General features: G+C 64.7%; 15 protein-coding genes, 1 tRNA gene and 2 pseudogenes. 16 read left to right on the top strand and 2 right to left on the bottom strand.

Annotation, left to right across the window (positions count from 1 at the left end; all coding sequences use genetic code 11):
* Positions 1-132: 132 nt before the first annotated feature.
* From P2H44_RS21330 to drmB, 13 genes and pseudogenes are all read left to right on the top strand, one after another.
* A complete protein-coding gene (locus P2H44_RS21330) occupies positions 133-639 on the top strand; it encodes a hypothetical protein (RefSeq protein WP_275766924.1) in 507 nt (168 codons plus the stop codon).
* 96 nt (positions 640-735) lie between these two features.
* On the top strand, positions 736-1098 hold the full coding sequence (locus P2H44_RS21325; protein WP_275766922.1) for a hypothetical protein: 363 nt from the start codon (positions 736-738) through the stop codon (positions 1096-1098).
* A 108-nt stretch (positions 1099-1206) separates the two neighbouring features.
* Positions 1207-2710, top strand: a pseudogene (locus P2H44_RS21320) (DDE-type integrase/transposase/recombinase); the annotation flags it as partial.
* The gene (locus P2H44_RS21315) at positions 2604-3296 is read left to right on the top strand and encodes a site-specific integrase (RefSeq protein ID WP_275767306.1); all 693 of its coding nucleotides are present in this window, start codon (positions 2604-2606) and stop codon (positions 3294-3296) included. The pseudogene P2H44_RS21320 and the gene P2H44_RS21315, both read left to right, overlap by 107 nt.
* Before the next feature lie 88 nt (positions 3297-3384).
* Complete coding sequence (locus tag P2H44_RS25520) at positions 3385-3747, top strand: hypothetical protein (protein WP_345799012.1); 363 nt, start codon at positions 3385-3387, stop codon at positions 3745-3747.
* Positions 3748-3797: 50 nt separating this feature from the next.
* Positions 3798-4259: a WYL domain-containing protein gene (locus P2H44_RS25515; RefSeq protein WP_345799011.1), complete on the top strand. Its 462-nt coding sequence runs from the start codon at positions 3798-3800 to the stop codon at positions 4257-4259.
* Positions 4260-4302: 43 nt separating this feature from the next.
* Positions 4303-7536: a DISARM system SNF2-like helicase DrmD gene (gene drmD / locus P2H44_RS21305; RefSeq protein WP_275766920.1), complete on the top strand. Its 3234-nt coding sequence runs from the start codon at positions 4303-4305 to the stop codon at positions 7534-7536.
* Between the two features lie 5 nt (positions 7537-7541).
* Positions 7542-11432, top strand: coding sequence for an Eco57I restriction-modification methylase domain-containing protein (locus tag P2H44_RS21300; protein ID WP_275766918.1), 3891 nt, complete (start codon positions 7542-7544; stop codon positions 11430-11432).
* Between the two features lie 12 nt (positions 11433-11444).
* Positions 11445-12101 (top strand): hypothetical protein, encoded by a 657-nt coding sequence (locus P2H44_RS21295; protein ID WP_275766917.1) that lies wholly within the window; start codon positions 11445-11447, stop codon positions 12099-12101.
* A gap of 67 nt (positions 12102-12168) precedes the next feature.
* Positions 12169-13275, top strand: a complete 1107-nt coding sequence (locus P2H44_RS21290; RefSeq protein ID WP_275766915.1) for a helix-turn-helix domain-containing protein — start codon at positions 12169-12171, stop codon at positions 13273-13275.
* A 1-nt stretch (position 13276) separates the two neighbouring features.
* Positions 13277-13798, top strand: a complete 522-nt coding sequence (locus P2H44_RS21285) for a hypothetical protein (RefSeq protein WP_275766913.1) — start codon at positions 13277-13279, stop codon at positions 13796-13798.
* Positions 13795-17340, top strand: a complete 3546-nt coding sequence (gene drmA, locus P2H44_RS21280; RefSeq protein ID WP_275766912.1) for a DISARM system helicase DrmA — start codon at positions 13795-13797, stop codon at positions 17338-17340. Before P2H44_RS21285 ends, drmA begins: the two co-directional genes overlap by 4 nt.
* The gene (gene drmB / locus P2H44_RS21275) at positions 17337-19202 is read left to right on the top strand and encodes a DUF1998 domain-containing protein (protein ID WP_275766911.1); all 1866 of its coding nucleotides are present in this window, start codon (positions 17337-17339) and stop codon (positions 19200-19202) included. The genes drmA and drmB overlap by 4 nt, the downstream gene beginning before the upstream one ends.
* Positions 19203-19215: 13 nt before the next feature.
* Here the strand turns inward: drmB and P2H44_RS25570 are convergent, their stop codons facing one another.
* On the bottom strand, positions 19216-19431 hold the full coding sequence (locus P2H44_RS25570) for a transposase (RefSeq protein ID WP_462976313.1): 216 nt from the start codon (positions 19429-19431) through the stop codon (positions 19216-19218).
* Positions 19432-19623: 192 nt separating this feature from the next.
* On the opposite strand from P2H44_RS25570, the gene tnpA reads away from it, so the two are divergent.
* The 3 genes and pseudogenes from tnpA to tnpC all read left to right on the top strand — a co-directional run bounded on the left by tnpA (position 19624) and on the right by tnpC (position 22110).
* Positions 19624-20085, top strand: coding sequence for an IS66-like element accessory protein TnpA (tnpA, locus tag P2H44_RS21270; RefSeq protein WP_275766910.1), 462 nt, complete (start codon positions 19624-19626; stop codon positions 20083-20085).
* A 26-nt stretch (positions 20086-20111) separates the two neighbouring features.
* Positions 20112-20438, top strand: coding sequence for an IS66 family insertion sequence element accessory protein TnpB (gene tnpB / locus P2H44_RS21265; protein WP_275766909.1), 327 nt, complete (start codon positions 20112-20114; stop codon positions 20436-20438).
* A 55-nt stretch (positions 20439-20493) separates the two neighbouring features.
* A pseudogene (tnpC, locus tag P2H44_RS21260) lies at positions 20494-22110 on the top strand (IS66 family transposase).
* A gap of 247 nt (positions 22111-22357) precedes the next feature.
* On the opposite strand, the gene P2H44_RS21255 reads toward tnpC, so the two are convergent.
* Positions 22358-22434: transfer RNA gene (locus tag P2H44_RS21255), tRNA-Met, on the bottom strand.
* Positions 22435-22479: the final 45 nt, after the last annotated feature.

Below are 22479 nucleotides of genomic sequence, written 5' to 3'. Positions count from 1 at the left end.
TTACACACACCACTCAACAAAACAGAAACAATTTACAGAAATACACAACTACACCCGTAATTCATTCGACACCCCCAAGACAATAAGGTTTTTTCAGTTGAACCGCCGAATCCGCACTGTCAAAATATGAAGATGATGAGAACCACCCCTCCGCAGCGGCTCCCAGAAGTATGGCCGAGCATCCCCCCTTGGTGGCTGCTGTCGACGCCGCAGGTCGCTGCCCTGATCAACCTCACGCCGGCGACGCTCAGCGCCTGGAGGATCCGCGGAGAAGGCCCCCCGCATATTCCCTCGATGTATCTGAAGCCTGCGCAAGGGCAGCCCGTCTTCTACCAGTACGGCGCAGTTCGCGCGTGGGCCGCCTCCGCCGCTGGGCTAGACTACCCGATGGCTGACCAGTGCCGAGATTTTCTCGAGGCCGTGGCACCGAATATCGAACGCGGCACCGGCACGACCGAGGCCAAGGCCAGGGTGTTCGACGAACTGTTCAACGAGGAGCGCCGCCTCGCGGCCAATGGCGAACCGACGCGGATGCTGGCCCTCAGCGCCATCGAGTCGCTGGATCGGTTCGCATCGCACCAGCCAAGGTGGGCTTCGGATTCAATGAGCGGGCCGAGACTCTTGACTCATGAGGATTGAGCCCACGCCCTTTGGCGGATCAACCCGGGAAGTACCCCAGCTTCGTCACTAGTCCCCACCAATCCAACAGCCAATCTAAAAATTGACGGAGATAACATGACGAAACCAACCCCCAGAGGCTATCGCTTCGCCAAGGTGACGAAGATCTATCTGGTTAATGAATCCCAGGCCAAGACAGCTGTTACAATTGCGCGCCTCCTCGCTCGCGATACCGTATCTTCTTGCGGAGAAATCGACAACGATGGAAACGCGTTCGAGTACACTGTCATGGGGGACGACTATCAAAATCTGGACGGAACGCCGGATATCGCAGGCGCCATCGCGGACCTGCCCGACCCCGAGAATCTCATCGGCGTCGAGGTGATCAGCAGCGAGACCGGCGAGCTCACGGAAAGGGAAATCGAGGAGGTGACCCGGCACTGGCCCGAAGACTGGGTTGAAAAGCGGCGAGATGGCTAGCGGCACCGAACCGGTCAGAACCCCTTGTCCGGCGTCAGCGCCCATGAGACATCCGAGTTGATATCGTAACGGAGGGTTTCGGCTCATCGTGCCCAGGGAGGGCAGAAGATGAGACGGAAGACCGAGACGACGCAGCCGGCGGCCGAGGAGGTCATTCGGCACATCCGACGCAGGACCCGGAAGCTGCATTCGGCGGAGGAGAAGATCCGCGTCGTGCTGGAGGGCCTGTGCGGCGAGGAGAGCGTCGCCGAGCTGTCGCCGGCGCGAGGGGACCGCAACGAGCCTGCACTGCAGCTGGTCGAAGGCGTTCCTCGAGGCCGGGAAGAAGCGGCTGGCCGGCGACACGGCCCGCCAGGCGACGCGCCCGGAGGTCAAGAACCTCCGCGTGGAGACGGCCGCGCTGAAGGGCGAGGAGGATCGGGAAACGGTCCGGTGGATCGTTTCGCCGACGAACGCGGCGGATCTCGCCCTGGAAAGCCGGCTGCTGGAAAAAGCATGATCGGGGGCGAGCTATCGTCCGCCACAGGTCCGAGGACGATGGCGGGCGGAGACGACGCATGAGATGCCCCTCGTCCGAAAAACTGGAGATCGTCCGCCGGGCCGAGGGCGGCGCCTGCCGGCGACGCGAACGCTGGAGCGTCTCGGCGTTCCGCGCAGCGCCTTCCACCGCCGGCACGCCCGCCGGCGGCGCTCGGCGAGGCCGGCCTCGAGGACCATCGACCCCATCCCGGCCACGTCTGGAACCGGATCCCAGACGAGGTGCGCCAGACGGCGGCCACCTGGCGCTGGAGGAGCCGGATCTCTCGCCCCGACAGCCGGCCGTGCCGTTCACGGACACGAAACGGCGCGTCGTGTCAGAGGGTTCGGAGGATCCGCGAGCCGTCCAGCGGACGGATCGCCCGACGAACGGCTATCGCATGCTCAAGGCGCAGAACCTCATCGCGAGCCCTGCCTGCGTGGTGATCAAGACCGCCGACGCGTTCCACGACCAGGCCGTCCGCCCGAACCAGCTCTGGCAGGCCGACTTCCCTGCCTCAAGGTCATCGGCTGGGGCTGACGCCGTCCCAGCGCCATCCTCGACGGCTTCAGCCGCTACGTGACGCCCTGGAAGCTCTGCGCGACGATGCAGGCCGAGGACGCGACGGACACGCCTGAGCTCGCCTCGGCGGCCTCGGGCTGCGATCAGCCGACGGCGCGCCGCCGCCCGCGGCTGCTCGGCGACGACGGCTCGTCCTGCATCGCCGGCGACCTCGCAACCTGGCTGAAGGACGAGGCCATGGAGCATGTCCGCGGCGCGCCGAACCGCCCGCAGGTCCGCTATGGCGCCGCCATCGGTCCGAAGCCCCTAGCGGACGGGCAAGATCGAGCGATGGCACCAGACCCTGAAGAACCAGATCCTGCTGGAGCCCCCCCCTGCCTGCCCGGCGCGCTCGAGGCTGCCGTCGGTGCGTTCGTCGACCACTGCAACCATCGACGCGTCCACGAGAGCCTCGGCACCGTTACCCCTGCCGACGCCGACTTCGGCCGGGCCGAGGCCATCCTCGCGGAACGGCGCAGGACCAAGGAGGAGACCACCCGACAGCGCCGATTGCTCAATCGGAGCCGCGCCGCACAACCTCAAACCAGCGAGCCGATCCCTCCAGAGCGATTTACCGCTCATTGTCCCAAATCATCTGGCAACGGACACCTCGGCCATCCTCGCCGCACGCCTGCTCGTACCGACCGGTTGTCGTCTGAACGAGATCGTGTCGCTGAAATGGTCATGCGTCGATCTGGCCGAGCGCGTCCTGCGCCTGCCGGATTCAAAGTACGGTGCCAAGGTCGTACATCTCGGTCAGCCCGCCGTCGAACTGCTGCGAGATGCCCAGCACATCGAGGGCAACCCGTGGGTCATCTTCGGCACCCTGCCGGGCAAGCGCCTGAGCGACCTTCAGCCGTTCTGGCAGCGCGTCCGCGCCCGCGCAGGGGTGAAGGACGTCCGCATCCCTGACCTGCGCCACACTTTCGCGTCCCCGGCTGTGGCCTCGAGTCAGGGACTGCCGATGATCGGCAAGTTGCTCGGGCACACGCAGGTCCAGGCCACAGCGCGCTACGCTCACCTCGCTGCCGAGCCGGTGCGGATGGCAGCGGATGCAGTGGCGCAGAACCTCAGGCAATCCTTGGGATTATCGCGCGCCGCCGCGCCTCTTTTCGATTGATCGCGCAGTCCCACGCGGCTACCGTCGAACCGCCCAAAAATTGGGCGCGCACAGTTAACGTGCGCGCCGGGCCGGGCGGGAGCGCATTGTGGAGAGGGACAAGGCTGAACTTCGCTGGGGGATCGAGCAGCGGCTCGAGTTCATCGAGTTCCGCCTGTTCTGGGAGGGGCACGTCAATCGCATCGACGTGATGCAGCAGTTCGGTGTCTCGGTGAACCAGGCATCCTCGGACCTGAATCGCTACATCGCGCTGGCGCCGAACAACATGGTCTACGACAAGAGCGCGCGCACCTATGTCCGAGGGTCGGGCTTCGACTGCAAGTCCCGCCCGCCAGACGCCGCGAACTACCTCTCGCAGCTCCGCCTCGTTGCCGACGACGTGCTGGAGCACGAGGACTGCTGGATCCCTGACCTGCCGCCCCTACGCCGGTCCGTGGGGTCTATGCGGTAACGCTCCGTTCGGTTGTCGGCGCCATTCGCCGCTCAGAGGCGATCGAAGTGATGTACCAGTCCCTCTCCAGTCCCGAGTCCCGCTGGCGCTGGATCGCGCCCCATGCCATCGCTTTCGACGGGTTCCGTTGGCACACGCGGGCGTTCTGCCTGACCGATAACTGCTTCAAGGACTTCCTGTTTTCGCGGATCCTCGACATCCGCGGATCGCGTGAGAATGAAAAGTCTGCCGACGATGATCGCGACTGGCGTTCCGAGGTAACTCTGGAGCTCGGCCCGCATCCCGAGCTATCGGAAACGCAGGCGAAGGTCATCGCGCTCGACTACGGCATGCGTGGCGGAAAGGCAAAGATCGTAGTTCGGCGCGCGCTTCTCTATTACGCACTCAGGTGGCTTGGGCTCGACACCGACCCGGCCGAGCGGCGCCCACAGAATCAGCGGATTGTTCTCTTGAATCGTGAGGCTGTGACAGACGGCGGCAACCATGCCTTTGGAGTGCATGGGTACGCGTGATTGGGCGAATGGAGGCAGTGAGATATACCGATCGGAAATCGAAATGAGCGACGGCTCTGCACACTCAAATATTCAACCTGGCAGCTTCGTTGAAGTCCGAGGTAAGCCATGGTTGGTGGAATCGTTAGTCGGCGAGGACGGCAGCCTTCCTACAATAGCCTTGTCCTGCATCTCAGACGACGCCCAGGGTGAACAGCTCGATGTCCTATGGGATGCTGAGATTGGTAGAAGAGTTCTCGACGAGGATCGATGGGCAAGCATTGGCGTCGGTCATCCCGACAGCGCCGACGTCCTGGCGGCGCACATCCGGGCAATTCGATGGCGATCCGCGACAGCCGCTGACCGGGATCTGCTCCAAGCGCCGTTCCGCGCGGGGATCAGACTCGATGCCTACCAGCTTCTCCCTCTGCGCAAAGCGCTGCGTTTGCCGCGCGTCAACCTGCTGATTGCGGACGATGTCGGTCTCGGCAAGACGATCGAAGCGGGCCTCGTCGCGCGGGAACTCCTGCTCAGGCGTCGGGTGGACTTCATCGTGATCGCTGCGCCGCCTGCGATGACGGTCCAGTGGAAGGATGAGTTGGAGGCCAAGTTCGGCCTTTCGTTCGAGATCATAGACAGAGACCGCATCGGCGAGCTGAGGCGGTTAAGGGGGTTCTCCGTCAATCCGTGGACCACGGGTTCACGCTTTATCGTCTCGCACCGCCTGCTGACTGACGAGACCTATGCCGCCGGCCTACGAGACGTGCTCGGAGAATTTCGTGCGAGGGCTCTGTTCATCCTTGACGAGGCGCACCATGCCGCTCCCTCGGCGGGCACGAGATACGCGATTTCCAGTCAGCTCACAAAAGCGGTCAGGGAACTCGGCGAGCGTTTCGAGCATCGCCTGTTCCTGACCGCCACACCCCATAACGGTCATTCCAACAGCTTCTCCGCCCTTCTTGAGATGCTCGACCCTCAACGCTTCACGCGCGGTGTCGAGGTCCGGCCGCGCGATCTCGAGCCAGTCATGGTGCGTCGCCTGAAGGCTGATCTCCGCCGTCTCGGTGAGGCGTTCCCGGAACGGGTTATCGAGCCGATTTCGATCGACGGTCTACCCGGGGATGCTCCGGAATTGGCGCTCGCACGACTCCTCGTCGCCTATGGCGAGCTGCGCATGAAGCGCATCGCAAAGCTGAGTAGTCAGAAGGCGGCTCTCGCCAAGCTGGCTTTTGTCGGCCTCCAGCAGAGACTGCTGTCATCGGTCGCCGCGTTCGCTCGAACGCTGAAGACACACCGCGCCACCCTACAAAAAGTGCTGGATGGCGAAGAGGTCGCTCGCGCGACGGCAGCGGCGGCCGCATTCGTGGGCGCGCCGACACCGGAGGACAACGCCGAGCTGGGTCTGGAAGGCGAAAACGCCGAAAGGACCATGGCCGCAGATGAAGAGGCGGAAGCTGCGACCGCTTCTGCGGCCGGCGTCGTTGACGCTACTCTGGAGGACCTGCGTGCCGAGTTCGCGGCCGTCGACGAGATGCTCGCGCTGGCCGAAAAGCACGCCGCGCGCCCCGACGCGCGTGTGAATTGGCTGGTTGATTGGATCCGCAGATCCATGTTGGACGGCCAGCAGTGGAATCAACGTCGGCTGATCGTCTTCACCGAGTGGGAAGATACGAGGCGCTGGTTGGAGCGGCGGTTGCGGGAGGCGCTGGCTGACACCGATCGCATAGACGAACGGATTGGCGTCTTCAGCGGCGCCACGGGGTCAGATCGCCGCGAGGAGATCAAACGCGCCTTCAACGCTGATCCCGATGTGGAGCCGCTGCGCGTCTTGATTTGCACGGACGCGGCGCGGGAAGGCATCAACCTTCAATCCTACTGCTCGGACCTCCTACACTTCGATTTGCCATGGAACCCGTCACGCCTGGAGCAGCGGAACGGCCGTATTGATCGCAAGCTTCAACCTGAAAAGCAGGTCTTCTGCCGCTACTTCCGGTATGAGCAACGCGAAGCGGACATCGTTCTCGACGCGCTGGTTTGGAAGACTGAGACCATTCGCGAGGAACTTGGCTCGGTCGGCCAGGTGATCGAGGATCGCATCGCCAAGCGGTTGGCCGAAGACGGCATCGGGCGCGGACAGGGGAAGGCTCTCGCTCGCGCGATCTCCGATGAGAACGACGCAGAGCGGCTCCTCAAGGCCCGGTCGGAAATGGATGATGAAGAGAAGGCGCGCCATGAGCGTCTCCTCAAAGAGCAGGACGACCTGAGACGCGTTCTCGAACGCTCCCGGGAGAGGGTCGGCGTCGATCCAGACGATCTGAAGCGGGTCGCCACCGCAGCGCTGTCGCGAGCCGGCTGCGCACTCGACAATTCGCGCGGCGAGAATGTCGGCAGGACCGCGACCTACCGGCTGGATCCGTCTGATCCCGCATTCTCCAAGGACGCCGGCTGGGACGACGCGTTCGACGATCTGCGGGTTCGGCCGCGCAAGCGCGGAGAGAGGCTCGGCGATTGGCGGCGCAACGCCCCAATCCGGGCAATCGCCTTCGAGCCTCCGGTTCTCGACGACGGTCGCGATGCGACCGATGTCGTGCAGGTGCATCTGGAACATCGCCTGGTTCGGCGCCTCATTTCGCGTTTTCTGAGTCAGGGGTTCCAGTCGAACCTGTCCCGACTCTCGGTCATCACCGGCCCCGGCGCCCAGACGCGCGTCGTGCTGATGGGCCGCCTGGCCGTCTATGGCGCCGGCGCGGCCAGACTGCATGAGGAGATCATCCCGATCACGGCCATCTGGACCGAATCCGACCGGGACCGAAAGCCGCTCCGGGCCCTGGGAGAGAGCGGCGAGGAAAGAACGCTGAACCAGCTTGAGGAGGCGTTGCGCGATGCGCGCGAGGCTCCCGCCTTGGCAGTTGCACGCGTACAGGGCCTCGTCGCCCAGGACATTGCTGACTTGACCCCCGCCCTCGAAACCATAGCCAAGGAACGCCTTGCTGCCATCAAGACGCAACTCGCCAAGCGAGGAGACGAGGAGGCGCGGTCGTTGGCGAGCCTGCTGGAGCAGCAACGGAATCGGATTGGCAAAGCCTCGAAAGAGTTCAATCCTGATCAGCTCACGCTCGACCTGGTGCCTGAAGAACGGCGTGAGCGCGAAGCCGACCGGCGGCACTGGCAGACGCGCCTCGCGCGCCTCGAGCAGGAGCTTCGCGATGAGCCTATGCGTCTGCGCGACTCCTATGAGGTGAAGGCCCATCGGTTGGAGCCGGTCGGCATCGTCTACCTCTGGCCTGTGTCGGGATGAGCGCGATGGCTGACATTCTCTATCGCGACCCTGACCTCGAATGGCTCGATCACGTTCAGCCGGTCGGGCTGGTCGTAGCAACCAGTGTTCTCAAGGAACTGGGCCTGACGCCGCTGCATCAGAGCCCCGTCGATACGGCAGAGGTGGCCGAACACCTCAGTCCGGATTTGGCCGGGCCAGCGTTGCCCGACCCTTGGGCTTTTATGGAGAAGGTGCTCGGTTGGAACGCAGCCCATGTGGCAGGGGTGCCAGGCGGGCCGGAACTGCCTGACACTTTGCTGGTAAGCCTGCCCGAGCACGGGACGACGTTGGAGCCGACTTGGGCAGTCGCCGAGCTCGGGCAGAATGGCCAGCCGTGGCAGCTTCTCATCCGCGTAGAGGCGGCGGGCATCGAGCCGGATGGCCGCGCCCAGCTCGACGGCTGGGAAGCCTCGCCGCATCAGCGCTTCGAGCGTCTGCTGAAAGACGCTGGCGTGTTTGCCGGCCTGCTGGTCACCGACCGTGAGTTGCGCCTCGTCTATGCGCCACGCGGCGAGACATCGGGCTATCTGTCCTTCCCGCTGCGCCCACTCGGTATGGTCGCCGGACGTCCGATGCTGGGCGGCCTGAAACTCCTTCTAGACAGCTTCCGTCTGTTCTCAGACGCTGACGAGCGCCGCCTTCCGGCCCTGTTGAAGAAGAGCCGCGACGCACAGGCGTCGGTCTCGACCGAACTTGCCGGGCAAGTCCTCGGCGCGCTGCACGAGCTTCTTCGTGGCCTCGATGCGGCTGACGCCGCGATGATCCGGGACCTGGCGAGGTCGAACCCCGGCCATGTGTACGAGGGACTGCTCACGGTTCTCATGCGGCTGGTCTTCATACTCTACGCTGAGGATCGCGATCTGCTGCCGTCGCTCACAGATGCCCGTGCCCGGGCCATCTACGAGTCCAGCTATTCGGTCCGCGGTCTCTACGCGAAGCTCGTCGAGGATGCTGCGCTCAACCCCGACACCATGGACGAGCGTCGCGGCGGCTGGGGCCAGTTGCTCGCACTCTTCCGGCTGATCCACAAGGGACACCCGTCCCACTTCGTCCAGGCGCGCGGCGGCAAGCTCTTCGATCCGGAGGAATTCCCCTTCCTCGAGGGACGTGCGAGCAAGGACGACCCGCCCCGCATCCTCAATGTCTCCGACGGTTGCATCCTTCGCATCCTCGAAGGGCTGATGACCTTGAAGCTTCGCGGTCAGGAACGCCAGCGCCTGTCCTACCGCACGCTGGACGTCGAGCAGATCGGCTCGGTCTACGAGACGGTCATGGGCTTCACCGTGGAGGTCGCCGAAAGCCGCGTGCTCGCGATAAAGGCGGGAAAGAACAACCGGACGCCGGTGTTTGTCGCGCTCGACGAACTGCTGAAACGCAAGGGCAAGGACAGGATCAAGGATCTGAAGGAGAACGTCGGCCGTTCGCTCACGGCCGCTCAGGCAAAGCCGGTCGAGGCGGCAACGACGGTGGAGGATCTTGCCGCCGCCCTCGACGGTGTCGTGGACGAGCGCGGATCGCCCCGCCATGTCGTGGCATCCCCCGGAACGCCGATCCTGCAGCCGACGGACGAGCGCCGCCGCACCGGCAGCCACTACACGCCCCGCAGCCTCACCCAGCCGATCGTCGCGCATGCGCTGGAGCCCGCTTTCGAACGGCTGGGGCCGGATGCGACGCCGGAGCAGATCCTCGAACTGAAGGTCTGCGACCCGGCGATGGGCTCTGGCGCGTTCCTCGTCGAGGCCTGCCGCGCCATCGCCGCGCGGCTGGTCAAGGCTTGGGAGCGCTGGCCGGCGACACGTCCGGTCATTCCGCCCGGTGAGGACGAGGAACTGCACGCCCGCCGCCTGGTGGCGCAGCGCTGCCTCTATGGGGTGGATAAGAACCCGCGCGCGGTCGATCTGGCGAAGCTGTCGCTATGGCTCGCGACACTCGCGAAGGATCACGAGTTCACCTTCCTCGACCATGCGCTGAAATGCGGCGACAGTCTGGTGGGGCTGACGCCCGAGCAGATTGCGGCCGCGAACTGGGACTCGTCGAAGCCCGGCCTGCCGCTGCTGCGGCCGCTCGTCGCCGAACGCGTGGCCGAAGCGGATCGGGCTCGCGCGGAAATCCGATCAGCACCGGACGACACGATGCGCGCGATGCAGGAACAGCGGCACAAGCATGTGGAGACGCGGCTGTCGCCCGTCAGGCTGCTGGGGGACGCTGTGATCGCGGCCTTCTTCTCCGCCGACAAGGCGAAAGCGCGTGAGAAAGCGCGTGCGGATGCGGAGAGCTGGTTCTCGGGCCGCCCGGCACGGTGGGACCTACTGGAAGCGTCTGCGAAGGCCCTGCGCGAAGGAGCGTACGGCATTCCACCCTTCCACTGGGCCGTCGAGTTCCCAGAGGTCTTTAGACGTGAAAATGGTGGGTTCGACGCCATTATCGGAAATCCACCATTCATGGGCGGCCGCAATATCTCAGGAAACCTTGGAAAGGCTTACTTGTCTTGGTTGTTCTCAAGTAACGACCAGGCAGGCGGCCAGACTGATCTCGTCGCGTATTTTTTCAGAGTTGCATTTGGACTTATCCGGAAAGGTGGAGCACTCGGTTTCATCTCGACTAACACCATCTCGCAAGGGGACACTCGAAGATCGGGTTTGACTTGGATCTGCAACAACAGCGGCAACATCTACAATGTCGTGAAGAGGTATTCCTGGCCCGGTGAGGCTGCGGTTGTTGTCAGCATCGTGCATATCGCAAAACATATTGTTCCGAAGGAGCGAATCGTAGACGGTCGCACTGTTCAAAATATTACATCGTACTTGGTGCACACAGGCACAAGTGATGAGCCTCGTAGTTTGGTCGAAAGCAGCAGCATGGCATTCAAGGGCCAAGAGCCCTACGGCAAGGGGTTTCAGTTCGCCGATAATGAGGTTGCCGCCTCTCCGATTTCGGAGATGCATCGGCTTATTGAAGAAGACGCTAGAAACCAAGAACGGATTTTCCCATACATTGGCGGCGCAGAAGTCTTGGGAAGTCCCACGCAAGCCTATTCCCGGTTCATCATCAGCTTTGATGACATGTCGGAGGCGGAGGCAAGGCTGTGGCCCGCGTTGTTCAGCATATGTGAAGAAAAGGTGGCCTCGGAGCGATCGAAGAAGGCAAAGGAGGTTGCCAGCTGGCCGTTCTGGACGTTCTGGAGGACGCGCGCTGAGATGCGGCGGGCAAAGCAAGGGCTTACACGAATACTCTTCCACCCCTTCACTTCAGCTCATCTCGCATTCGCCTTTTTGCCCGTTGAGCACATCGTAGCGTCGCCTCATGTTGTAATAGCGCTTGATGGCTACGGCGCATTTGCCGTGCTGCAATCTCGAGTGCATGAGGTTTGGGCGCGATTCTTCTCTTCATCTATGAAGGACGATCTTCGGTACGCACCTTCCGATTGTTTTCGCACTTTTGCTTTTCCAGCGAGCTATCAATTGTTGAACGACTTAAGGGAAGCAGGTCAGTCATACTATGAATACCGCGCCGAGCTATTGGTCTCACGTGATGAGGGCCTTACCAAGACCTACAATCGCTTCCACCACCGCGGCCAGAACGCTCCGGATATTGCCCGCCTGCGCGAGCTCCATGCCGAGATGGATGCTGCAGTCTTGCGCGCCTATGGTTGGGACGACCTCGCCGAGCGGGCACAGCCGGAGTTCATCGAGCAGCACGCCGATGAGGGCAAGCAAGCCAAGACGCGCCTCGACTGGCCGTCCGAGTTCAAGGACGAGGTCCTCGCCCGCCTCCTCGCGCTCAATGCCGAACGCGCTGAAGCCGAGCGCGCCGCGGGTCTGACGGCGTCGGACGAAGAGGATGAGGACGAGGACGACGACGTGGATGACGAATGACTGAGGTGGCCCATGGGCGGCATCGCTGACGAACATGTCGAATGGGCGATTGTGAATCGCCTGAAGGCGATGCTCGACGAGCCGCCACAGACGACCTTCAATGTGACGCAGACCTTCGCCCTGTTCAGCAGCGTCCTGCTCTGGACCAAGAACCGCGCATGGGTGGCAGGCAACCAAGGGCATCGCGGCCAGTGGCAGGACCATGCTGATCACCGCGCCCATGATGTTCGGGAAGCCATGCGAGCGAAGCGCATCACGGAAGATCCGTGGCGGCTGTCCCTGGCCGTCCCCCAGCTCGTGCTGGTCGACCGCGCCGACGGGCGCGAGATCGAGGACCGGAGGATCAACACCGATTTCGAGGCCATGACGGCCGAGGACTTCTTCAAGTGGCTCCGCGACGCCCTCGCGCACGGAGACGGCCGTACGATCAAGCCGATCCACAAGCAGTCTGCACGAACGGGGCGGACGCTGCTCGCAGGCTTCCGGGTGGAGTTCAACGCCGAGCGCGGGGGCCCGAGGATCCTGAAGCTCGACCTCTTTCACGACGACATGCGGCGGATCGGCAGCGTCCTTGCCGACCTCTTCTGCGCGTCCCTGAGCGGTGGGGACCGCTACTTCGAGGAGGAGGCCGGGACCGCGCGGATCGACGAGGTCGCGCGGACCGCCTGAGCACTGAACGCAATAAATTCTTGCAAATGCCATTTCGCAAGATTACATGCGCTCTGTGGAGGCTCCCATGGCGACGCAACTCATCGGTGCGCGGATCAAGGCCCTGCGGGAGGAGCGCAAGCTCTCCCAGGACGATCTGGCGCGCGTTTTCGGCTTCAAGGACAGGCAGACGGTCTCCGCCATCGAGACCGGAGAGCGTCGCGTCACGGCAGACGAGCTGCTGCTCGCCGTCGAGAAGCTCGGAGCGCCGCTGGACTATTTCACCGACCCCTTCCTGCTGGTCGGAGAAGGCCGCTTCTCCTGGCGGCAGACCAACGTCGGATTGGGCGTACTCGGCGCATACGAGCGCAGTGCCGGCCGATGGATCGCCGCCTTCCGCTCGATCGCACCTCAGGTTGGACGCGCAAGTCCACTGCTGCGCCGAGCCCTCGGCCTGACGCGCCATTCGCGCTTCGAGGATGCGATGGAGGCAGGCGAGCGCTTCGCTGCAGAATTTGATCTCGGGGACGTCCCGGCCCAACGCCTGACGGATGTGATGGAGCGTGAGCTGGGCATCCTGTTGCTCATGGTCGATGCATTCGAGGGTATCTCGGGTGCCGCCTGCCGTCTGCCGGAGCTGGACGTCGTGCTGATCAATCGCCACGAAGTCGCAGGCCGTCGCCACTTCGATCTGGCACACGAACTGTTTCACATCCTCACGTGGGATGCGATGCCCCCAGAGCATTCGGAGGAGTCCAAGGAAGTCGGCGGCAACCGCGTCGAGCAGCTCGCCAACAATTTCGCCTCGGCGGTACTGATGCCGAAGGCCGCGCTCGCGCGCTACGGCGAGTGGACGGAGTTCGGAGACACTGAGCTTGTCATCAGACTCAACACCGCCGCTGATGAACTAATGGTCACAGCATCCGCGTTGAAATGGCGGCTGGTGGCGCTTGAATGGCTGAAGCCGGCGCGCGCGCGCGCGATCTCCGACGCTGCGCTGCGCAACAATGGACACGACGCGCCCAAGTCCGTTCCGCCGCTTCTTTTCTCGAAGCCGTTCATGGAGGTGATCGGCCTCGCGATCGACGAGGGGCGGCTGTCGACTCGCCGCGCTGCCGGTCTCCTCGATCTTACCGTTGAAGACCTGACAGACCTCTTCATTGCGCACGGGGTCGAGCCCCCGGCCGAGCTGTGAGATGGCCATGGCGCGACATCGGGGGCCAGTTCTTGTCGACACGAACGTCATTCTCGAATCCCACCGCATCGGCTCGTGGGCGGCGCTCGCGGGGGGGTATCCGGTCGAGACGGTAGAAGACTGCGTGACCGAGACCCAGACGGGCTTCCAGCGGCGACGGCCCGAGCATCAGATCGATGCGAAGGCCTTGCGTGCGTCACTGGCGGCGGTTCATGCGCCAGGAGATCGCGAGATCGCGGCGGCAGCTCTCAGAGCGTCCGACATTGCGCTGGATATCGGTGAGCGCTCGCTCTGGGCGCACGCGCTAGCACGGACCGATGGTTGGATCCTGTGCGGGCCAGACAAGGCCAGCCTGCGCTTCGGCGTCCGGCTCGGCCATCGCGACCGCATTGTCGCGCTGGAGCGGCTTCTCGACGAGGCAGGCTACCGGCCGAAGGAGCCCTTGAGGCTGGCTTACACGAGCATATGGCTTGAGAAGACTCTCGGCGAGCTCGTTCTTTCGGAAGGAGTGGGCCGGACATGAAAAGCTCTGTCGATATTCGCGCCGACCTTGTCGAGCTGTTCCGCCGCGACCTGATTGGCCCTGGACCGCAGGATGCCGATCTTGCGACCGAGCGGCTGAACGAGAGCCCCTCGCGCTGGTATCTTACCGGCTTCCTCGCGCCGGCCGAAGACCCGCTTGGCCTAGAAGGAGAGGATGAGGACGAAGATCCATCGGCCCAGGAGGAGATGGAGATCGACGTCGATGAATCCGACGCCGATGGAGCCGGAGGCTCCGCCGGCGACAACGAGGAGCCGGAAACGCCCAATACGAGGCGCCGGTTTCTTCCCTCGTCCGTCGGACTGACGGTGCTGCTCTCGCCCGACGTCAAGGAGATCGAGGCTCGCGTTTCCTGGGGCGACTACCGGACGGAGCCCGCTCTGCCGGAAACGATCCTGCTGCCAGAGCCTCTTCCCGAGGAGATCGGGGAGGACGGAAAGCCTAAGCGTGCGACGAGGCCGATGGTGGACTGGGTGCGGACGCCGAAGGCGCGGACCGTCCGGCTGCAAATTCGGGATGGAAGAGGCGAGCCCGTGCTCGTCCCCGAAAGCGCCGCTGAGCAGCGTCGCGGCGGCGGGCTGACGTTAGAGACGCACTCCCGTCTGTTCAGTTACGAGACCCCTGAAGGACATACCGAGCAGGTTCGGGCGCTGACCGTGTTCCTTGTCAATCGCCGCGCGACGGTGCATCGGTTCTACTCCGACGTCAGCTATGCCTTTCAGGCGCGGCTCGAACTCTATTGCGAGGAAGGCTTCCGACCGCGTCGCGACCTGTCGGGATACCGCGCGCCGGATTGGGACCTGCGGGTCGCGGACCTTCACTACCGCGACGTGCTCGAATGGGCGGTGGGGCGCAACGCGGCTGCCGGCTGGGAGACGAACGAGGATGGGAAAGATCCCGTCACTCGTGTCTGGACCGACCCGCTACCGACAGCGGAGGTGGAGCGTGTCGCACCTAACGAAGACGCGGAGCTGAAGGCGCGTGTGACGTTCGGCATGGAAGCGTTGGCGCACGCCGCCGATGCCGGCGGCGCTGCTCTGGTGCAGGCCCTCAACGAGCTTCCTAAGCTTTACGGGCTCTGGATCGATGCAGAGCGCCACAAGCTGGCTTCCTTGCCCCCGCGCCGCCGGGAAACAGGCGAGCGGCTGATCTCCGAGATGGTGACGGCTAAGGACCGAATTGTCGACGGGATCAAGCTCCTTGAGCAGAACGCGAAGGCCCGGACTGCGTTTCGCTTTATGAACCTCGCCGTCGCCATGGCTGCTCGCCGGCGAGTGGCAGGCGCCTCCGGCGATCCACAGTCTCTGCCGGGGCCGCAATGGCGGCCTTTCCAGCTCGCCTTCATCCTGCTCAACGTTTCAGGGCTGGCTGAGCGGGCTCATCCCGACCGGGAGATCGCCGATCTCCTCTTCTTCCCAACAGGCGGCGGCAAGACGGAAGCCTATCTCGGTCTGGCCGCTTTCGTAATTGCCTTGCGGCGACTGACCAGTTCGGGCGTGCTTGGAGCGGGTGTGGCGGTCATCATGCGCTATACGCTTCGGCTGCTCACGCTCGACCAGTTGGCTCGTGCCGCCGGCGTGGTGTGCGCCCTCGAGCTGATGCGGACAGATCCCACCAACACCGATGGGCAAAGCCGCCGCTTGCTTGGAGATTGGCCGATCGAAATCGGCTTGTGGGTCGGTTCGGATGCGTCACCCAACAAGCTCGGGGGGAAAGGCAAGTCGGACGAAACCACGGCCGTCGGCAGGGTACGGCGTTTCCGAAACGGTCGTGACAAGCGCGCGCCGGCGCCGCTCAAGGCATGCCCATGGTGCGGCACGGAGTTCACGCCGTCGTCCTTCGCCTGCGTGCCCAACGAGCACGCGCCGACCAACCTTGAGATCCGTTGCGCCAATACGAATTGCGACTTCAGCCGTAACCGGCCGCTGCCGGTCCTCACGGTCGATGAACCGATTTATCGGCGCCTGCCCGCCTTCCTGATCGCGACAGTGGACAAGTTCGCGGCCTTGCCCTGGGTCGGCGAGACTGGCGCCTTCTTCGGCCATGTCGATCGCTTCGAGGACGGCGTCGGTTTCTACGGCGCGGCTGAACCAGGCGAGGGGCGCCCCTTGGGCAATGGCTGGTCGCTCGATCCGCCCGACCTCATCATTCAGGACGAGCTGCACCTTATCTCCGGTCCCCTCGGAACGGTCGCGGGACTCTATGAAGCGGCGATCGACCTGTTGGCGTCGCGTCGATACGAGGGCCGGGTCGTGCGGCCGAAGATCGTCGCTTCGACCGCGACGGTGCGGCGGGCCACGGATCAGATCGAGGCCCTGTTCGATCGCCAGACCACAAGCATCTTCCCGCCGCCCGGCGTGGATCGCACTGACAGCTTTTTCGCCCGGACTGTGCCGGCAACGAACGACCCTGCCCGGATGTACATGGGCATCGCCGCCCAGGGTCGCGGACCGAAGCTCGTCTTCCTGCGTTCCCTCACGACCCTGCTTGCGGCGGCGCAGTCTGAGTTTGCTGCCAGCGCCGCCGCCATCGGCGGAAGCACCAATCCCGCCGACCCGTACATGACCGCCGTCTGCTATTTCAACGCCCTGCGGGAGCTCGGCGGAGCACGCCGGATCGTCGAAGACGAGGTTCGGGATCGAACGGCCCGCTACGGGACGCAGAGGCATCGGGTCGATCCGCCCGGAAATCCGTTTGCAGATCGGCCCATCAGAGAACCTCTGGAGTTGACCTCGCGCGTCTCGACGGACGAGGTCGCCAAAGCCAAGCAACGGCTCGAAACGCGCTTCGAAACCGGCGCGGATCCCGTGGACGTCGCTCTGGCGACGAACATGATCTCTGTCGGCCTAGATATCACGCGCCTTGGTCTCATGATCGTCCAGGGGCAACCGAAGACGGCTGCTGAATACATCCAGGCCACCAGCCGCGTTGGACGCGATCCATCGCGCCCAGGATTGGTCGTCGCGGTCTTGAATCTGCACAAGCCCCGCGACCGGATGCACTTCGAGCAATTCGGTCAGTTCCACCGAACCTTCTATCGATCCGTCGAGGCTACTAGCGTGACGCCTTGGGCCGCCCGGGCGCTGGACCGCGCCCTTGCGGCTGTCGTCGTCGCCGCTGCACGCCACTTGGATCCTGCGCTGACACCTGAGGCCTCTGTCACAGCCTTCAAGAACAATCCGGCGGTGCGGGCCGCCGTTCGCGATGCGATTATCGCTAGAGCTCCTGCGCACATGATCGCGGGTGGCCACACCGCGTTGGCGGCGGCGATAGACGCGATCGCCGATGCGTGGATTTCGACCGCCGACGATCAGGCTGCAGGAGGCAACACGTTCGCCTACGCCCGAAAGAAGAGTCCTCATCGCCTGCTGCACATGCCGCTCGAGCCCGACTTGGCCAACCTTGCTGAAGACCATCGGCACTTCGTCGCCGGACGGTCCATGCGGGATGTGGAGCCCAGCGTCGCGCTCAAGGTCCGGGATCCATGGGGCAACCAGATCGCAAACGCGGATGATCTCGCATGACCAAGAACGCGCAACGGCTGAGCCAACTGATATCCACCTTCGGTCCCGGCGCCATGATCGACCTGCCGACAAGGTCCGTGGTGGTGGCAGGTCTCGAATTCTGGGAGATGCGGGCTAACTCCTTCACGACGATCCCCGAGCCACGCCTAACGGCGCGCCTGGAACAGCTCTTGAAAGATCAGGGGCGGCTGGACACGAATATCAGTCTATCGCTCCGTACTCCGCCGGTCGCGACCGACAACACGACAGGAATGCCGGCCGGAGTTACGGCGCCGATTTTCCCGACATGGTTTGTCTGCGAGCAGGTCGAAGCAACGGCCGCGGCGACAGGGACGCTTCGAAGGCGGCGCCTCGTGCGCTGGCAGGACCTCGACACCAAGGGAAGGCGCAGGTTCGTCTTCGATGATGGTCGAAAGTCGGAAGTGACGCCGATCCGCTTCGTCTGCGCCTGCGAAAAAGGACATCTGCAGGACATCGACTGGCGATGGGTCGTCCATGGGACGGTTCAGTGCCAGGAGCCGCTTTGGGTAGAGGAGAAAGGCACCAGCGCCGACCCTGCCGATACCAGCGTTGTCTGCGGTTGCGGTCGGCACCTCTCGCTTCAGGATGCTTTCCAACCCGGGCGCCTGGGAAAATGCCGTGGCGAACGGCCGTGGTTGCTTGATCGCGATCCCGACGGATGCGGAGACAATCTGAAGCTTCTTACCCGCACAGCCACGAACACCTACTTCCCGCAGGTCTACACAGTCATTTCGCTGCCGAGCGAAGAGGACGACCTGACCCGCTTGGTCGATGAACTGTCGGGCGATCTGGCGAACGTGCAGACGGTCGAGGATGTCGCTCAGGCCAAACGCTTCAACCCGAAGGTCTCCGTCTCACTGGGCGCCTATCCAGATGCCGAGATATTCGAGCGCCTGAAACGGCTCAGGGACGGAGCAAGGGCCGATGCGGCCCGGTCTCCAAAGATGTCCGAATTCGACGTGTTTGCGAGTGGTCGCCAACAGATCGGGAATAATCACCCGACAGCCAAGCTCTATGCGGAAACACTTCCACGGACAGCATGGGTCGATCCAGGCGTCGATATCGACACCTCGGCGATAAAGAACCTCGTCGCCGTCCATCGTTTGAGGGAGGTGTCAAGCCTGTACGGCTTCACGCGATTTGAAGCCGCGCCCACGAGTTCCGACGGCGGCATCGAGGACATTCAGCTGGCTGTTCGCGGCGCGCCGATCTCGCGCAGAGCCGATTGGTTGCCGGCCATCGAGCAGTTCGGCGAAGGCCTATTCATCCACATTGACGAGCAGGCCGTGAACCGTTGGCTTCAGAACCCCTATGTCGTCAATCGACAGGCAAGCCTGCTACGCGGCTATGACCACTGGCGAGCCAAGTTTTCGGGAGGGGGCCCGAACTATCCGGGAACGGCCTATACGCTGCTGCACTCGCTCTCCCATGCCTTGATGGCCGAGATCGCCCTCGACAGCGGATATCCCGCGAGTTCTCTGAAAGAACGCATCTATGCGCTCAGCAACGCCCGCAACGGCGGCGCTTCCATCAAGTGTGGGATCCTGATCTACACAGCGACTCCCGGCGCCCAAGGTACATTGGGCGGACTAGTCGCCGCCGGATCACGGTTCTCCAGCATCCTACGAAATGCGCTCGCTCGGCAGCTGATCTGCTCGAACGACCCGGTTTGCGCGGATCATGAGCCTGACGGTCGAAGCGGGGACCGGGCGACCCACGGGGCAGCTTGCCACGGGTGCCTACTCATCGCGGAAACGAGCTGCGAGATGCGGAACCTGTTTCTCGACAGAAGCCTCCTGGTGCAAACCATGGCAGGTCAGCAATCGAATTTCTTCGATTGATATCCTCTTCTGATTATGATCTGGCCTCGTTTGACTGCAGCGCATGCCATCGAGCCAGGTCCGCCGCGCAGACCCCGGGCTGAAGCGTCTCCGCCACCAGCCGCGCCTTCAGCGCATCCGTGTAGCTCCGCCGCCGGCTCTCGCCCGACAGTACCTCCAGCCGGCGCGCCGTCCCCGCGTTCGTTGCGTCAATCGTTGAGAAGCCTTCCTTGCAGCGATCCCCCTTCAAGGTCGCAACACTCCTTCAGATCGGCCCGAACCGACAGGTGGGGTCCAGACGACGCTTACCTCATTGAAGCACCTTCACCCCCCCCCACACGCCGAACGCGCCGCGCTACGGATGCCCCGCTAGCGGGGCGGGCGCCCCCTGTCTGGCTGAGTGCGCCCGGTGATGGTCCCCTTGCCGACGATTTGTTCGGGCATGGGAGCGCCGCTTTGCAAAGAGGTTTGCAGCGTAGTGGAGTCCGCCCGAAGGGGCGCACTCCATAGACTGGCCAAAGATGGCGATGCGCCGGGCCGGGTCGAGGTGCTCGCTCATCCCGGCGGTCGCCGGTTCTGGAGCGACGAGGCCAAGGGCCGGATCGTGCTGGAGAGCCATGCAGCGGGCGTGCGTGTGGTGGACGTCGCGCGGCGGCACGGGGTGGTGCCGCAGCAGGTAACGATCTGGCGGCGGGAGGCCCGGCAAGGCAAGCTGGCGCTGCCGGTCGAGGACGAGGCGGGGTTCGCGCTGCTGGCGCTTGAGGACGTGTCGTCGCCGCCGTCCAGGGCCGCGCCTGGGGCCGCCGTCGAGATCGAGCAGGACGGCGTCACGATCCGGCTCCCGGCCGACGCGGCCCCCGAGCGGATCGCGGCGGTGGCGGTCGCCCTGCGCCGGGCGCGATGATCGTCCCGGCGCAAGCCGTCCGGGTCGTGGTCGCGACGAAGCCGGTGGACTTCCGCAAGGGCCATGACGGGCTCGCCGCCGTCGTGGAGCGGGCCCTCGGCCTCGACCCGCATTCCGGGCTGATCGTGGTGTTCCGCTCGAAGCGCGGCGACCGGATCAAGGTGCTGCTGTGGGACGGCAGCGGGCTGGTGCTGATCTACAAGCGGCTGGAGGAGGGCAAGTTCGCCTGGCCTGCGGTCCGCGATGGGGTGATGCGGCTGTCGCGCGCCCAGTTCGAGGCGCTGTTCGACGGGCTCGACTGGCGACGGATCTACGGCCCCCGGCGTCCACGCCGCCCTGCTGCGGCGGAGTGAATCACGCCGCCCGCAGGGGCGCCTCACCCGCGACGCCGCCAGCTATGCTGCGAGCATGGCCCCGCCCGACGACATCGACCTGAGCGCCCTGCCGCCAGCGCGGCGCGCCGCCTTCGAAGCCGAGCGCGCGGCGCGCCTGACGCTGGAGGCCGAGGTCGCCGCCCTGGCCGAGCGGAACCGGCGGCTCGACCATCTGGTGAGGGAGCTGCGCCAGGCGATCTACGGCAAGAGCTCCGAGAAGCTGGCCGCCGACGAGCGCCAGTTGAGCTTCGAGGACCTGGAAACAGCGATCTCGGAGGTGGAGATCGCGCCCGCCGGCGCGAAGCCCGCCCGGGCCGTCATGCCTGCTGCGGCCCGACGGAACATCGGGCGCCTGCCTGCCGATCTTCCCCGGATCGAGCGGGTGATCGAGCCGGAAAGCACGCTCTGTCCCTGCGGCTGCGGAGAGATGGCGCGGATCGGCGAGGATCGCTCCGAGCGTCTCGACATCATCCCCGCTCAGCTGCGCGCCATCGTCACCGTCCGCCCCCGCTACGCCTGCCGGCGCTGCAGGGGCGCCATGGTCCAGGCGCAGGCGCCCGCGCGGCTGATCGAGGGCGGGCTGCCGACCGAGGCGGCGCTCGCCCATGTCCTCGTCGCCAAATACGCCGACCACCTGCCGCTCTACAGGCAGGCGCAGATCCTGGCGCGCTCGGGCGTCGAGCTGGACCGCTCGACCCTGGCCGGCTGGGTCGGCAAGGCCGCCTTCCACCTCGGCCCGATCGTCGAGCGCATGGCCGAGGAGCTGAAGCGCGGGGACCGCCTCTTCATGGGCGGTCCAAAGGGGGACCGTGGCCCCGGTGGGGCCGCGTAAGCCCCGAAGGACGCCGCGCCGGTCTTGGACCCGGGACGAGGCAAAACCAAAACCGGATACCTCTGGGCGCTGGCGCGGGACGACTGTCGCTGGGGCGGCGCCGATCCGCCCGCCGTGGTCTATGGCTACGCGCCCGGTCGCGGCGCCGAACATGCCGAGCGCCTGCTGCATGGCTTCGCCGGCGGGCTGCAGGTCGACGGCTATGCCGCCTACAAGACCGTCAGCCGCGGTCGGGGGGCGGAGGCGCCCCTGCGCCTCGCCCACTGCTGGGCGCACGGCCGACGCAAGCTGCGCGAGGTCTTCGACCGCGACGCCTCGCCCATCGCCGAGGAGGGCCTGCGCCGCATCGCCGAGCTCTACGCCGTCGAGGCCGAGATCCGCGGCCAAGGCGCCGACGCGCGCCTCGCCGCCCGGCAGGCCCGGTCCGTCCCGCTGGTCGACGCCTTCCGCGCCTGGCTGGACGCGGCCCGTGCCAGGGTCTCGGCCAAATCCCGCGTCGGCGAGAAGCTCGCCTACTTCGCGCGCCACTGGGACGACCTGGTTCTGTTCCTGGGCGACGGCCGCATCGAGATGGACACCAACCCGGTCGAGAACGCGATCAGGCCCCTGACGCTGAACCGCAAGAACGCGCTCTTTGCCGGCCATGACGAAGGCGGGCGGGCCTGGGCCCGCATCGCCTCGCTGATCGAGACCTGCAAGCTCAACGGCGTCGATCCCCTCGCCTGGCTCACCGCCACGCTCGAGGCCATCGCCGCGGGTCATCCCAAGAGCAGGATCGACGACCTTCTCCCCTGGAACTTCCAGCCCTCGTCAAGCTGACGGCGGCAGGGCGTGCGCGCGCCGCTTACGATGCCCCCGCAGCCGGACCGGATGAACCGAGGCGCACACGAATGAACACATGGAAAGACGAGTTCTTCGAATAGGGGTTTTCGGGAGAGTGCGAGGTCGCCGTTGCGCATACGCGCACTGAGCGTATGCCCCTTCCCAACCGACGTCCGCCCCGGACACCTGGCGGACACGGCAAAGATCCGCGCGAGGCGGATTTTGGCTAATGCATTGTTTTGATTGGTTGCGGGGGCAGGATTTGAACCTGCGACCTTCAGGTTATGAGCCTGACGAGCTACCGGGCTGCTCCACCCCGCGGGATTGAGTACATCGTGGAGAGACGAGAATTGGGTTGGTTGACGG

It is taken from the genome of Albimonas marina, from assembly GCF_029223255.1.
Lineage (GTDB): Bacteria > Pseudomonadota > Alphaproteobacteria > Rhodobacterales > Rhodobacteraceae > Albimonas.
The sequence above is the reverse complement of the archived record's forward strand: the minus strand, read 5'-3'. Positions and strand labels throughout refer to the sequence as shown.